Below are 14,104 nucleotides of genomic sequence, written 5' to 3' on the forward strand. Positions count from 1 at the left end.
CTCAGTTACGTTGAGCTTGCTCAAGTCAGAGAGATTTTCATGTCAAACACAGACGATGTTTTAGTCCGCTCTACTGAAATCTGCCTGCCCCCGTACGAGGTCTCTGAACCTCCAGCTTTCACGGTTCCATTTGACGCCTGCGATACCCACGCCCACGTTGTCCGCGATGTCGTGAACGATCAGTTTGTGTCTGGTAGAAGCTACACCCCGAATCCGGCTCCTGAGGACCAATATCACGCCATGCTTCGGCGCAACGCGATGACGCGAGGGGTTCTTGTCCAGATCAGTGTCTATGGCACCGATAACAGCTACATGTGTGAAGTGCTTGAGCGTCATCCCGACTCGCTTCGCGGCGTTGCCGTGGTGGATACGGACGTCTCTGACGCAGAACTGAATCGTCTACACATCGCGGGCGTACGTGGTGTGAGGCTTAACGTGCTGTTCGGCGGTGGCGTGGGGTTTGAAAGCATGGAGCGCCTTGCGGCTCGGATCGCCCCTCTGGGCTGGCACATGCAGTTCCTCATGGATATTCGTCGCCTACCCGAATTGTGGCCACGCATGCGTAATTTGCCCTGCCCTGTGGTGATCGATCACATGGGGCATATGCCGGTGAGTGGTGGGGTGGAAAATCCTGCTTTGGATGCGCTACGCGAGGCAATCAGCAACCACAACTGGTGGTGCAAGCTTTCTGGACCCTATCGAATCAGTGATCAGCTGGATACGTACGCCGACGTCACGCCTTGGGCCCAGGCCCTGATCGCAGCCGCTCCCGACAAGGTTGTATGGGGCAGTGATTGGCCACATGTGGCCATCCCCACCATGGTTGATACAGGTCAGATGCTCAATCAGCTCGCCGTCTGGGCACCTGAAGAATCGCTACGACAGAAGATCCTTGTCGACAACCCGGCTCGTCTCTACGACTTCCCGGGCGTCTGACTATCCCTCCCCAGCGCTTACGCTGGTCTCAACCAGGAACCACAACAAAAATGAACTGGTACAAAGAACTCGATAAAAGCGGTCGTCGAACGTTTATAGCGGCTTTCGGTGGCTGGGCACTCGATGCTCTGGACTTCATGGTGTTCACCTTCGTGATCTCCACGTTGGTGGCCATCTGGAACATCGACAAAGGGCAAGCGGGCATGCTGGGCACGGTGACGCTACTTTCCTCTGCCATCGGTGGTTGGGTAGCAGGAATCCTCGCGGACCGTTATGGCCGAGTGAAGATTTTACAAATCACAATCCTCTGGTTCTCGCTGTGCACCGTGGCAATCGGCTTCAGCCAGAACTTCGAAACCCTTTTTGTTCTTCGCGCCTTGCAGGGGTTGGGGTTCGGTGGCGAATGGGCTGTGGGCTCGGTACTGATGGGTGAAATCATCAGAAGCGAAAACCGCGCCAAAGCGGTGGGGACTGTTCAGAGTGGCTGGGCAGTTGGTTGGGGCGTCGCAGCACTGGCCTATACCCTCGCATTCACCTTGCTACCTGAGGAATGGGCATGGCGATCGCTTTTCTGGGTTGGCGTACTGCCCGCTTTGCTGGTGGTGTTCATCCGCAAGAACGTACCTGAACCCCAGATTTTTCTGGAGACCCGTGCAACTCAGCCATCTCAACCCTTCTGGGCAATTTTTTCGCCAAGCCTGATTCGAACCACGCTGCTGAGTGCCTTGATGTGCGCGGGGATTCAGGGGGGCTATTACGGGGTGACTACCTGGTTGCCTACCTTCCTGAAAACGGAACGTGGCCTGTCTGTCATCGGTACAGGTGGCTATCTGATGGTGATCATCACGGGCTCATTCTGCGGCTACATTTTTGGCGCCTATCTGGCGGACCGCATTGGTCGCCGGATGAATCTGCTGCTGTTCTCCGTACTCTCGGGAATCTCGATTTACGCATACACCCAGCTTCCGCTCACAAACACCCAAATCCTGCTGCTTGGTTTTCCTTTGGGCTTTGCAGCATCCGGGATATTTGGGGGGCTGGGCGCGTATCTGACCGAACTATTCCCTTCGGCACTGAGGGCGAATGGACAAGCGTTTGCGTACAACTTCGGACGAGGAATCGGTGCGCTGTTCCCAACGCTGGTGGGCTATTTGAGTGCCAAAACCAGCCTCGGTCTGGCGATCGGCATATTTGCTGGTGGTGCCTATTGTGTAGTGCTGGTCGCCTCGTTGTTGCTGCCTGAGACGCAAGGTAAGTCGCTGAACGACACGTGACGCAAGAGCGACCTGTAATCAACACAATCGGGCGGCTGTACACCAACAGCCGCCCGGCACATCAGCGCCAGAGCACAACCCGACAAGGATGACCTTAAGTAGGCCATCCAACTCAACATATTCGGACACGACAGATTGCTTGGAGAGCGCCCATCGATCGGCCGTGAGCCCGTTTAAATACAAAAGCCACCGTGAGCTTTGGATAGAGGTGATAGAAAAAATGGCAAAAGCCGCAGACGTTGTCGTGCAGTGCCTGGAAAACGAAGGCGTTAAATACGTATTCGGTATCCCCGGAGAAGAAAACCTGGATCTCCTGGAGTCACTGCGCAAATCGCAGATTAAGCTGGTGCTGACCCGCCACGAACAGTCCGCCGGCTTCATGGCCGCGACCTATGGCCGTCTGACCGGCAAGACCGGCGTCAGCCTGTCGACCCTCGGCCCGGGTGCGACCAACCTGGTGACCGCCGGCGCCTACGCCTACCTGGGCGGCATGCCGATGCTGATGATCACCGGCCAGAAGCCCATCAAGAAATCCAAGCAGGGTCGTTTCCAGATCATCGACGTGTGCGGCATGATGGACCCCATCACCAAGTACACCCATCAGTTCGCTTCGGCGGACAACATCCCTGCGCGCATGCGTGAAGCCTTCCGCCTCGCCGAAGAGGAGAAGCCGGGCGCCGTGCATCTGGAGCTGCCGGAAGACATCGCCGCCGAGCAGACCGACAGCATGCCGATCCCGCCGAGCCTGCACCGCCGCCCGCTCGCCGAGCACAAGTCGGTCGAAGCCGCTGTCGAAAAACTGCAGAAAGCACGCAGCCCGATTCTGGTGATTGGCGCCGGGGCCAACCGCAAGATGACCGCCAAGGTTCTGCAGCAGTTGATCGACAAGACCGGCATCCCTTTCATCACCACCCAGCTAGGCAAAGGTGTGGTCGACGAGCGTCACCCGCGCTTCCTCGGCAACGCCGCGCTGTCCTCCGGTGACTTCGTTCACCGCGCCGTTGAAGCCGCCGACCTAATCATCAACATCGGCCACGACGTGATCGAAAAGCCGCCGTTCTTCATGGTGCGTGGCGGTACCGAGGTCGTGCACATCAACTTCCGTTCCGCCGAAGTCGATGCCGTGTACTTCCCACAGATCGAAGTGATCGGCGACATAGCCAACGCCGTGTGGCAGATCGGCGAAGCGCTGACCGATACTTCGCATTGGGACTTCACCCGCCTGCTGGAAATCCGCGAAGCCAACGAAACCCAGATCGCCGAAGGCGCCGACGACAACCGCTTCCCGGTCTACCCGCAGCGTCTGGTCGCCGACATCCGTCGCGTGCTGCCGTCCGAAGGCATCGTTGCTCTGGACAACGGCATCTACAAGATCTGGTTCGCCCGCAACTACAAGGCGCACAAGCCGAACACCGTGCTGCTGGACAACGCCCTGGCAACCATGGGCGCCGGCCTGCCATCGGCCATGGCCGCGCACCTGGTGTACCCGGATCGCCCGGTGATTTCCGTGTGCGGCGACGGCGGTTTCATGATGAACAGCCAGGAGCTGGAAACCGCTGTACGTCTGGGCATGCACGTCACCGTGGTGATTCTCCGTGACGACGGCTACGGCATGATCCGCTGGAAACAGGCGAACATGGGCTTCACCGATTTCGGCCTGGATTATGGCAACCCGGACTTCGTCAAATACGCCGAAGCCTACGGTGCCAAAGGCCATCGCGTGGAAAGCGCAGAAGGCCTGCTGCCGCTGCTGGAGCACTGCATTAACACGCCCGGTGTGCATGTCATCGATTGCCCGGTCGACTACTCCGAGAACGACCGCATCCTCAACATGGAGTTGCGCGAGCGCAGCGCGGCCATCTGAAGCGTTTTTCGGGAGGGCCCTCCCCTTATTTTTCGGCCCTCCCCATTTTCTTTATGGGACCTACATATGAACCTGATGCTTAAGGACTCCACTCTTTTTCGCCAGCAGGCGTACATCAATGGCGCCTGGGCCGATGCCGACAGCGGCCAGACCATCAAGGTCAACAACCCGGCGAACAACGAGATTCTGGGCACCGTCCCGAAAATGGGCGCCGCTGAAACCCGCCGTGCTATCGAAGCCGCTGACAAGGCCCTGCCGGCCTGGCGCGCGCTGACCGCCAAAGAGCGTGGCGCCAAGCTGCGTCGCTGGTTCGAACTGATGCTGGAAAACCAGGACGACCTCGGTCGCCTGATGACCCTGGAGCAAGGCAAGCCGCTGGCCGAAGCCAAGGGCGAAATCGCCTACGCTGCCTCGTTCATCGAGTGGTTCTCCGAAGAAGCCAAGCGCCTCTACGGCGACGTGATTCCGGGCCACCAGCCGGACAAGCGCCTGATCGTACTCAAGCAGCCCATTGGTGTTACTGCGGCGATCACCCCGTGGAACTTCCCGGCGGCGATGATCACCCGTAAAGCCGGCCCTGCACTGGCTGCCGGTTGCACCATGGTCCTGAAGCCTGCTTCGCAGACCCCGTATTCCGCTCTCGCCCTAGCTGAACTGGCCGAGCGCGCCGGCATCCCGGCCGGTGTGTTCAGCGTGGTCACCGGCAGCGCCGGCGACATCGGCACCGAGCTGACCAGCAACCCGATCGTGCGCAAGCTGTCGTTCACTGGCTCGACCGAAATCGGTCGCCAACTGATGGCCGAATGTGCCCACGACATCAAGAAAGTCTCGCTGGAACTGGGTGGCAACGCGCCGTTCATCGTGTTCGACGACGCGGACCTGGATAAGGCCGTCGAAGGCGCGATCATTTCTAAGTATCGCAACAACGGCCAGACCTGCGTCTGCGCCAACCGCATCTACGTGCAGGACGCCGTGTACGACGCGTTCGCCGAGAAGCTCAAGGCCGCCGTGGCCAAGCTGAAAGTCGGCGACGGCCTGACCGAAGGCACCACCACCGGCCCGCTGATCGATGGCAAGGCGGTAGCCAAGATTCAGGAACACATTCAAGACGCTGTCAGCAAAGGTGCCAAGGTTGTGCTCGGTGGGAAATCCATTGAGGGTAACTTTTTCGAACCAACCATCCTGGTCGATGTGCCTAAGGACGCTGCCGTCGCCAAGGAAGAAACCTTCGGTCCGCTGGCGCCGCTGTTCCGCTTCAAGGACGAGGCCGAAGTGATCGCGATGTCCAACGACACCGAGTTCGGCCTGGCCTCGTACTTCTACGCGCAGAACATGAGCCGCGTGTTCCGTGTGGCCGAGGCGCTGGAATACGGCATGGTAGGTATCAACACCGGCCTGATCTCCAACGAAGTCGCGCCGTTCGGTGGGATCAAGGCGTCGGGCTTGGGCCGTGAAGGTTCCAAGTACGGTATCGAAGACTATCTGGAAATCAAATACCTGTGCCTGAGCTTGTGATTCACTTGCAATGACAGGGTTCTGAAAGGAGTCAAGAACCGGGCAGCGAGCCTGCCCGGTTTTGAACTTTGGACGGTTTCAATAAACTACAGCTCTAATCATCCGAGCACCACACCCTTAAACCCGTGAGCTCTCGCCACAACTGCAACCGCACTGATTAAAGGACTTCAGGGATACTGTCCTACGACAGCCAAACCCTCAGGCCGACAAGCAACCAAAGGTATTCCATGAACACCAAGGGAAATCGACTGCGTCTGAAAACAGCAGCATTTATCTCAGTGGTAATGTGCGGCCTCCTTCCGGCAGCGATGGTGCGAGCCCAGGAGCCGGACAAGACAGTCGTGCGTATTGCGGAGCTGGTGATCGATCCTGCACAGCTTGACGCTTACAAGGCAGCAGTGAAGGAAGAGATGGAAGAATCCATCCGCATCGAACCAGGGGTGGTAGCCATCTACTCCGTAGCTGAAAAAGACAAACCAAACAGCCTGCGCTTCTTTGAAATCTACACGAATGATGAAGCTTACCGCGCGCACATTGAATCATCCCACTTCAAGAAGTACGTGGCGCTGACGCAATCTATGATTCAGTCACGCAAGCTGATCGAAACAGTACCTGTGCAGTTGAGCGCCAAGAAACCATAAGTTTGGAGTCTTTCCTTACACTCATCGCGAAGGAGGTTACAAGAATGGAGCTCAACAGCAGGCTGATCCCAACTCTTTGGCTATTCGTATCGCTTGCGGCGGTGCCCTTGGCTTCGCAGGCGCAAACGTCCCCAACTGAGCCAGGTAGAGCACCCGCGTACTACGTTGCAGAATTCGATCTGCAGGACCCACAAGGCATCCAGCCGTACAGGGAGCAAGTCGACGCAACATTCAAACCTTACAGTGGCCGCTACGTGGTGCGCGCCGGGCATATGGATAGGCTTGAAGGTAATCCGCCTACTCATCGTATGATTATCATCGAATTTGACAGCCTTGAGTAGGCACGGGCTTGGTACAACTCTCCTGAATACGCCAAGATCCGGCCTATTCGCCAGAGCTCTGGACTCACAAATTCGTACATCGTCGAAGGCTTACCCCAGCAAACCGAGCGCTAGGTGACATCCTTGATGTGGCCGTATGCGGTTGTGATGACAGCCCATGAGGCGCTCGTCGAGCCTTGGCAATTGATGGTCGGTTAACGATGTCGGATCTTCAGCCTCAGATTCCAAGCGGCTTGGTTTCATGTATAAATTCAATGAGCAGCCGCAGGCATGTCGGAAGCTGCCGGCGGCTTGAGTAATAAATATGGAAACCGTCCCCCAACGGGGCCCAATCCGTCAGCACCAATCGAAGGCGCCCGTCTTTCACATAAGGTGCAACCAGAGGTTCTGGGAAATACATTAGACCCGCTCCGCCCAGCACGGCTATGAGCCCCGTTTCTGCATGGTCCACTGTCACCGACGTAGGAACAGCGATCTGTAATGACTCACCATCGCGCTCAAGCTCCCAACGGTAGATTCGGTCATCACCCAGTCGGTTGCTGATACAGCGATGGTTGAGCAGGTCGTCCGGATGCTCAGGTGTTCCGCAGCGATCAAGATAGTCCGGAGAGGCTGCTACGACCCAACGTATATCTGCCGATAGCCTTCTGGCCACCATGTCCTCCGGAACCGTTCCACCGTACCGGATGCCTGCATCGAAACCAGCGTCGGTTACGTCTACCAGCCGGTTGCTGGCCACAATGTCGATCTCGACATCCGGATATCGGTCCATAAACGCTGGCATGATCGGGGCCAACAGCAGATTGGCTGCCTCTACGGCCGCGTTTATCCGGACTCTACCGCTGGGTGTGTCTCGGAAGCGGTTGAGCATTTCCAGTGCGCCATTGATCGTCTCGAAAGGATGACCAATGGATTCGGCCAATGTCTCCCCGGCCGCAGTCAGCGTGACACTCTTGGTAGTGCGGTTGAGCAATCTAACCCCGAGCCGACTTTCCAATGCCTTCAAAGAGTGGCTCAGCGCCGAAGCGCTAACTCCGATTTCGACCGCCGCACGGCTGAAGCTTCGATGACGGGCGATGGCCAGAAAATAGATCAGGTCGGCAACGTCGGCTCGATTTGTTTGCATAAAACTCGCTTTCTTAGGAGAGGTTTAGCGTCGGTCTCTCGTCAAATTACGTTCACCGAGCAAAGACGCCCCACGCGACGAACTCCCAACAACTACAACAGGCTGTCCAGGCAGTGACAACTGCCGCAGCCGAAAGTGTACCGTTTGGTCATGAGTATCGCTCACAAGTCCGTCCAGCTTACCCTGCTAACTGATGGTCATATGCATCGTTACTCTTGGTCCTCCAGCGTCGGGCTCAGTACGTTCTTTGCCCGGTGCATCCAGCTTATGGAGCAAGAGAATGGACTATACGCATCTAGGCCGAACTGGCCTGAAGGTCAGCCGACTTTGCTTAGGTACGATGAATTTTGGAGATGTCACTGATGAGGCAACCAGCTTTGACATTCTCGATGAGGCAATCGATGCCGGCATCAATTTCATCGACACCGCTGACGTATACGGGATAGAGCAGTCACCTGATATCAAACAAGGTTCTGGCCTTTCCGAGGAGATCATAGGCCGCTGGATCGAGAGGGGTGGACGACGCAATCGCGTGGTTATCGCCACAAAGCTCTATCAGCCTATGGGACCAGGGCCGAACGATCGCCGGCTCTCCGCATACCATATCCGTAAGGCTTGTGAGGACAGCCTGTGCCGCCTGCGAACGGACCATATCGATGTCTACCAGATGCACCATATCGATCGTAATACGCCTTGGGAGGAAATCTGGCAGGCCATGGAGATCCTCGTGCAGCAGGGCAAGGTCCTCTATGTCGGCAGCAGCAACTTTGCAGGCTGGGACCTAGCCACCGCTCAATCCATGGCCAACGCGCGACACTTTCTTGGGCTGGTCGCAGAACAGAGTATCTACAACCTGGTAAGTCGAACCGTCGAGCTGGAGGTCATTCCCGCTTGCAGGCATTACGGTATTGGTCTCATTCCTTGGAGTCCGCTCTCTGGGGGGCTGCTTGGCGGCGTCCTAAAAAAATCAGCCAGCGGTCGTCGTGCCAGGCCCGCGCTTTCCAAACGGGTCGAACAGTATCGAATGCAATTGGAGGCTTATGAGGGGCTCTGTGAGGACTTAGGAGAGGCTCCATCGAACGTCGCCTTGGCTTGGCTGCTGCAGAACCCCGTTGTCACCGCCCCCCTGGTTGGGCCCCGCACAGTTGAGCAGATGAGAGCGGCTTTGCGCGCAACAACCATTGCTCTATCGGAAGACACCGTCCGTTGTCTTGAGGAAATCTGGCCGGGCCCTGGTGGAGAAGCGCCGCAGGCATATGCCTGGTAGGCAGGTTGGCAACCCACAGGTATCACAGAGGCTCTCGACTGATGACTGAATATTCAAGAGACAACGAATCCGAAAACAACCCAGTATCTGCAGATCGCCGCAGTTTCATAATTGCCGGGACCGGCTTGCTCTTGGCATCAACCACCTTGGCCAGCACCGGGAATACTTTCGCGCAATCGGTTAGCGGCAAGACCGTAAGCGACCCAGACGTTGCGGCCCCGGTAAAGCAGCAGTCCATGACCACGCGTAGCCTGGGCTCGTTGCAGGTCTCCAGCATGGGACTCGGATGCCTGCCGATGGTCGGGTACTACGGGGGAGGCCCACGCGACCGTAAAGCGATGGTGTCGCTGATTCGTACCGCCTTCGAGCAGGGAGTTACTTTTTTCGATACGGCCGAGGTCTATGGCCCATATCTGAGCGAGGAGATTGTGGGTGAGGCTTTGGCCCCTATCCGCGACCAGGTGGTGATCGCCAGCAAGTTCGGATTTGGAGTCGAGGAAGGCAAACCCACGGCGCTCAACAGTCGTCCTGACCATATTCGCCGTGCGGTCGATGGGTCGCTGAAACGGTTGAAGACCGATCACATCGACCTGCTCTACCAACATCGTCCAGATCCAAACGTGCCGATCGAGGAGGTTGCCGGGACTTTAAAAGAGCTGATCAAGGCTGGGAAGGTCAAGCATTGGGGCCTATCGGAGGCCAGTGCGAGCACGATTCGCCGCGCCCATGCAGTGTTGCCGGTAACCGCTGTTCAAAGCGAATACGCGATGTGGTGGAGAGAGCCTGAAACGCTAATTTTTCCGACGCTGGAAGAACTTGGCATCGGCTTCGTCCCCTATTGCCCGACGGCCCGTAGCTTCCTCGCCGGCGCGGTTAATCCGAGCCAGCGCTTCGACAAGACGGATCGCCGACACAACCTCCCGCGATTCCAGCCTGACGCACTTCCCACCAACATGGCATTGCTGGAATTTGCCCGTGAATGGGCGCGGCGTAAGCAGACCACGTCTGTCCAGTTTGCTCTGGCTTGGGTCATGGCACAGCGCCCCTGGGTCGTACCAATCCCAGGTACGACTCAGTATCCACACCTGATCGAGAACGTAGGCGCGCCGAGGGTACAGCTGACCGCCGACGAGCTGCGAGAGATCGATGCTGGTCTCGCCAAGATCACCTTGCATGGTGGTCGTGCTGACCCTTTTACCGAAAGCCAATTTGATCGCAGTTAGAGCGAAGTTACACCTACGTTTCCAAACTCCATGCATAGGAAAAACTTTATGAAACGCCTGGCACCTCTCATCGCAGGAACTTTGATCATGAGCGCCACGGGGGCCGAGTCCGAACAGGCTCTCGAAGAGCGCCGTCGCCTGGCTTCTGACCATGTACGGTCGGTGGCACCTGCTCTTGAGCTCTATACCCAAGACCGTCTGTACGGCGACCTCTGGAACCGGCCCGGACTAAACCGCCGCGATCGAAGCCTTGTAACCATCGCAGCGCTGATTGCTCGAAGTGAAACGCCTGCTCTTGCTCAGTACGCAGAACTCGCTCTAGACAACGGAGTTAAACCGGCCGAGATCTCCGAGACCATCACCCACCTGGCTTATTATTCTGGATGGGGCAAAGCGATGGCAGCGATCGGCCCCGTCAGTGAAGTCTTTTCCGCGCGGGGCATCAGAATCAACGAACTGGCTGCGGAGCATCCGACTCTTTTGCCGGTTGATGAGAAAGCGGAATCGGTTCGCGCAACGCGGGTTAGTGAACAGTTTGATAACGTCGCTCCGGGCCTGGTCCAGTACACCACCGACTTCCTTTTTCTGGATCTGTGGTTGCGTCCCGACCTTGCCCCGCGCGACCGGAGTCTGATCACCGTTGCGGCTTTGATATCGAATGGCCAAGTCGAACAGATCACTTATCACCTGAACCGCGCAATGGACAGTGGGCTGACACAGGAACAGGCGGCCGAAGTTATCACTCACCTCGCATTCTATGCGGGCTGGCCCAACGCGATGTCAGCCCTGTCGGTTGCCAAGGGCATTTTCGAGAAGCGGCAGAGGACGTGAAGGCGTGGGCTAAATAGGATCGGCTACCGATCAATTACTACGGACCTGGATGAGCGGGGCTCATCCAGTCGTCGAAACCTATCCCCGTCTAGTCGCGCACGCCAAAGCATGTGCGACGTCCACCGCTATCGAGGCTGATTAGCTGACGGGGGAGTAATCGCCGGCGGGGTCACTGGAAGTGGAGGAATGATGCCATCCACAGGGTGAGGCAAATACGGAGCTTCAAGCTCGGCAATTTCTGACTCACTCAACGACAGATCCAGCGAGCCGATAGCAGTAGCCAAATGCTCGCTCTTTGTGGCACCGATTATGGGTGCGGTGATGACCGGCTTCGATAGCAGCCAAGCGAGTGCGACATGCGCGCGTGGCACGCCGCGCTGACCGGCAATGCGCGCAACCACATCTACCACTGGCTTATCCAATTCCGAGGCGTTCTGGTACATCTTCATAGCGAATGCATCGTTCTCACTTCGCTTGGTAGATTCACTCCACTCTCGGGTCAGCCTTCCGCGTGCCATCGGGCTCCATGGAATGACCCCCACGCCCTGGTCCAAGCACTGCGGCAGCATTTCCCGTTCCTCTTCACGGTAAAGAAGGTTGTATTGCGGCTGCATGGACACAAAACGTGTCCAGCCATGTCGCTCAGCAATGTGTTGCATCTTGGCGAATCGCCACGCCTCCATGGATGAAGCGCCGATGTATCGTACTTTCCCTGCCTTCACGATGTCGTGCAGTGTCTCCATCGTCTCTTCAATCGGAGTACCGTGATCGAAGCGATGGATTTGGTAGAGGTCTACGTAATCCATCCCTAGACGTAGAAGGCTGTCGTCGATCGCTCGGAGCAATGCCTTGCGAGATAGGAAGCCGACGTTGGGAGCATTACGCAAAGGAAAGAATGCTTTCGTGGCAATCACGACCTCATCGCGCCTTGCCATATCACGAATCGCGCGGCCAACTATCTCTTCAGAGCTACCTCCCGAGTAAATATCGGCTGTGTCGAAGAAATTGATTCCAGCCTCCAGCGCTTGCTGGATCAAAGGACGTGACTCCCTCTCAGGTAAGGACCAAGGCTGAGGCAACCGGTCAGGTTCGCCGTAGCTCATGCAGCCCAAGCACAAGCGGCTTACCTTCAGACCTGTGCGACCTAGATTCACGTAATTCAAATTCACTCCTTGGCGACATAGCGGCGTTGGCTGTTGATAGATGCGTCATTACAATCGTATGCGGGTCATCTCGCAGTGCAAAAGCGGTACTGGCGTAAACGCTGCCGCCACCCCATCGATGATTTTATGAACAGCTGAATATAATCTCTGCCGCCGCCCGGGGTAAGCCCGGTTGCCATGATGGTTCTGTGAGTTCTACTCATGAATCAAAGTAGAGGGCGTTCTCGAGATGCGAAATGAAGAACGTCGAGGCTGGATATTGTGTGTCGCAGGCTGCTGAACGACGAGTCAGCTCCTGTTGCAAAGTTGCGATATTCCAATGGTTGTTGGCGCTGACGCCGAGATAACCCAGATGCTGAGATGTCAATAACCCAGTCTTATTCCGCGAAAACATTACTTAGGCAGAGTTCGTGCCGAGTTGGAGGTGGGGCAGTCTTGCGTCGGCAGGTGGGTCAATTCAACATTGTCCTCACACCCGTCTTCGTCCTGCGCCTGGACAACATCACAGAATGCTCTGCGTTTGCTCATGCTTTTTTCTCAGACAGTTCGGTATCAAGTTACGAGCGTGATGTAGTGCAGTGCAGGCAATCCTGATTCGCTATCAAAAATCTCGTCCGGTTCCTGACTGATAATCTCCTTGGCCACTTTTTGCGACCGCTCGTTATCTACACCGATGATGGCTTCAAGGTAAAAACCAGGCTCCGATAAGTCGGCTTCCAGGAGTCCTTTAAACTCTTTCAAACTGCTGGATAGGACGGCCTTGGCCAGCCCCTGACCACGGAAGGGAATCGCAACGGTATAGCCCACACCAAAACAGCGTTTTCCTTAGTTTGGCTCTGCCTCAATGTAAGTCGCCATGGCCTTAACCTGGCGGCCTACAATCATTGCGTAAGTCAGGCGAATGGTGTCAGGAGTAGGCTTATCACGAAGAAAATAAAGTTCGCGCTGTGTCTTGCAACGCTTGGGCGTGATTGTGCCGCTTAGCAGCGCCTTTTGAAAACTGATGAGCCCTATGTGAGGATCGGTAATCGCTGGCATGTGAGTTCTCCCACTCGGTCTTGAGGATCGAAAAGCTTTCCTCTTCTTGTACCTGCCCCCGCGTTTTACGGCGGGGCTTTGGTGTACTTGGCGCGGTTTCCGAGAAGTTGATGGGGTTCAGGCTTCCTCGGCAACTTGGCGCGCAGTCTCGTCCAGGTAATACAACTCCCGCTCTTCTTCGACATTGATCAGGCCGAGCGCCGCCAAGGTACGCAAGCGCCCTTTCCCTTCGGCGCGCGCTTGGATAAGGACCGCCACTGGGGTACTGCGCTGCGCCTGATTGACGGCCTGCACTTGCTGGGTTCTTAGGATGATGGCCGTGCTCATGGGTGTTTTCCTATTCAATCCGGCTGAAAGATCAGGCCTAACTTCTTGGATTCTTCGCGGGAAGCCTTGTAACCATCCGATGGGTATGCAGGCCACTCGGAGGGTTTGCAAAACCCCTGACGCCGCTCCAGGGATCGAAACTGCGCATGCCAACCATCGTTACGCTCGAAAACCCAGCCGGATAGTCCAGTAGCTTGGAACTGGTCGTGGGTAAGGTCGATGATGTAATCCCCAACCTCAAACCATGCGTGGCTCGCTCCTTTGAGCTCTGGGTGACGTGTACCACACACGTACTCCCCCTCATATTGCAGCGTTTCCCAAACTATTCGCCCCAAAATGTCAGAAGCAACTCCGCACGCGCCTTTTGGAAATCCGTTAAAGGTTGAACCTTTTGATTCAACGAGGCTGATAAGCCCAGCTCGGCACGCGACGGCTACTCTCTCAAGCTCTGTTTTGATTGCGTTCAAGATTTTTCCTAGCAATTAGAAAGCGTATCAAGCATGGGAGCTTCACACTGCTGATGCTGCCTAGCAGCCTTAGGCCCTCTAACTGGCAAGC

14 protein-coding genes and 1 pseudogene are annotated in these 14,104 nt (G+C 56.6%); 9 read left to right on the forward strand and 6 right to left on the reverse strand.

The window, feature by feature from the left end; all coding sequences use genetic code 11:
• The first annotated feature begins 39 nt into the window (after window positions 1-39).
• The 6 genes and pseudogenes from AC1MEK_RS17130 (at window position 40) to AC1MEK_RS17155 (ending at window position 6,685) form a co-directional block, all read left to right on the forward strand.
• Entirely contained in the window at window positions 40-936 is an 897-nt protein-coding gene (locus AC1MEK_RS17130; protein WP_480397463.1) for an amidohydrolase family protein, read from the forward strand.
• 50 nt (window positions 937-986) lie between these two features.
• The gene (locus tag AC1MEK_RS17135; protein WP_480397464.1) at window positions 987-2,210 is read left to right on the forward strand and encodes an MFS transporter; all 1,224 of its coding nucleotides are present in this window, start codon (window positions 987-989) and stop codon (window positions 2,208-2,210) included.
• Between the two features lie 220 nt (window positions 2,211-2,430).
• Window positions 2,431-4,074: an acetolactate synthase large subunit gene (locus AC1MEK_RS17140; RefSeq protein ID WP_480397465.1), complete on the forward strand. Its 1,644-nt coding sequence runs from the start codon at window positions 2,431-2,433 to the stop codon at window positions 4,072-4,074.
• 72 nt (window positions 4,075-4,146) lie between these two features.
• Window positions 4,147-5,589 carry an NADP-dependent succinate-semialdehyde dehydrogenase gene (gabD, locus tag AC1MEK_RS17145; RefSeq protein WP_480397500.1) on the forward strand — a complete coding sequence of 481 codons (1,443 nt, stop codon included), beginning with the start codon at window positions 4,147-4,149 and terminating at the stop codon, window positions 5,587-5,589.
• Between the two features lie 227 nt (window positions 5,590-5,816).
• The gene (locus AC1MEK_RS17150) at window positions 5,817-6,230 is read left to right on the forward strand and encodes a putative quinol monooxygenase (RefSeq protein WP_480397466.1); all 414 of its coding nucleotides are present in this window, start codon (window positions 5,817-5,819) and stop codon (window positions 6,228-6,230) included.
• Between the two features lie 44 nt (window positions 6,231-6,274).
• Window positions 6,275-6,685, forward strand: a pseudogene (locus AC1MEK_RS17155) (DUF1330 domain-containing protein).
• A gap of 103 nt (window positions 6,686-6,788) precedes the next feature.
• On the opposite strand, the gene AC1MEK_RS17160 reads toward AC1MEK_RS17155, so the two are convergent.
• Window positions 6,789-7,697: a LysR family transcriptional regulator gene (locus AC1MEK_RS17160; RefSeq protein ID WP_480397467.1), complete on the reverse strand. Its 909-nt coding sequence runs from the start codon at window positions 7,695-7,697 to the stop codon at window positions 6,789-6,791.
• A 280-nt stretch (window positions 7,698-7,977) separates the two neighbouring features.
• Between AC1MEK_RS17160 and AC1MEK_RS17165 the strand changes: the two genes are divergently transcribed.
• From AC1MEK_RS17165 to AC1MEK_RS17175, 3 genes are all read left to right on the forward strand, one after another.
• Window positions 7,978-8,964, forward strand: a complete 987-nt coding sequence (locus tag AC1MEK_RS17165; protein ID WP_480397468.1) for an aldo/keto reductase — start codon at window positions 7,978-7,980, stop codon at window positions 8,962-8,964.
• A gap of 236 nt (window positions 8,965-9,200) precedes the next feature.
• Window positions 9,201-10,187: an aldo/keto reductase gene (locus AC1MEK_RS17170; protein ID WP_480397501.1), complete on the forward strand. Its 987-nt coding sequence runs from the start codon at window positions 9,201-9,203 to the stop codon at window positions 10,185-10,187.
• A gap of 48 nt (window positions 10,188-10,235) precedes the next feature.
• Window positions 10,236-11,018 (forward strand): carboxymuconolactone decarboxylase family protein, encoded by a 783-nt coding sequence (locus AC1MEK_RS17175; protein WP_480397469.1) that lies wholly within the window; start codon window positions 10,236-10,238, stop codon window positions 11,016-11,018.
• Between the two features lie 125 nt (window positions 11,019-11,143).
• On the opposite strand, the gene AC1MEK_RS17180 is transcribed toward AC1MEK_RS17175, so the two are convergent.
• From AC1MEK_RS17180 to AC1MEK_RS17200, 5 genes are all read right to left on the reverse strand, one after another.
• The gene (locus AC1MEK_RS17180) at window positions 11,144-12,181 is read right to left on the reverse strand and encodes an aldo/keto reductase (protein WP_480397470.1); all 1,038 of its coding nucleotides are present in this window, start codon (window positions 12,179-12,181) and stop codon (window positions 11,144-11,146) included.
• 552 nt (window positions 12,182-12,733) lie between these two features.
• The gene (locus AC1MEK_RS17185; protein WP_480397471.1) at window positions 12,734-12,988 is read right to left on the reverse strand and encodes a GNAT family protein; all 255 of its coding nucleotides are present in this window, start codon (window positions 12,986-12,988) and stop codon (window positions 12,734-12,736) included.
• Between the two features lie 18 nt (window positions 12,989-13,006).
• Window positions 13,007-13,219: a hypothetical protein gene (locus tag AC1MEK_RS17190; protein WP_480397472.1), complete on the reverse strand. Its 213-nt coding sequence runs from the start codon at window positions 13,217-13,219 to the stop codon at window positions 13,007-13,009.
• A 117-nt stretch (window positions 13,220-13,336) separates the two neighbouring features.
• On the reverse strand, window positions 13,337-13,546 hold the full coding sequence (locus AC1MEK_RS17195; RefSeq protein WP_480397473.1) for a hypothetical protein: 210 nt from the start codon (window positions 13,544-13,546) through the stop codon (window positions 13,337-13,339).
• Window positions 13,547-13,560: 14 nt separating this feature from the next.
• Window positions 13,561-14,013 (reverse strand): hypothetical protein, encoded by a 453-nt coding sequence (locus tag AC1MEK_RS17200; protein WP_480397474.1) that lies wholly within the window; start codon window positions 14,011-14,013, stop codon window positions 13,561-13,563.
• Window positions 14,014-14,104 lie beyond the last annotated feature (91 nt).

The organism is Pseudomonas sp. 2 (assembly GCF_056627435.1).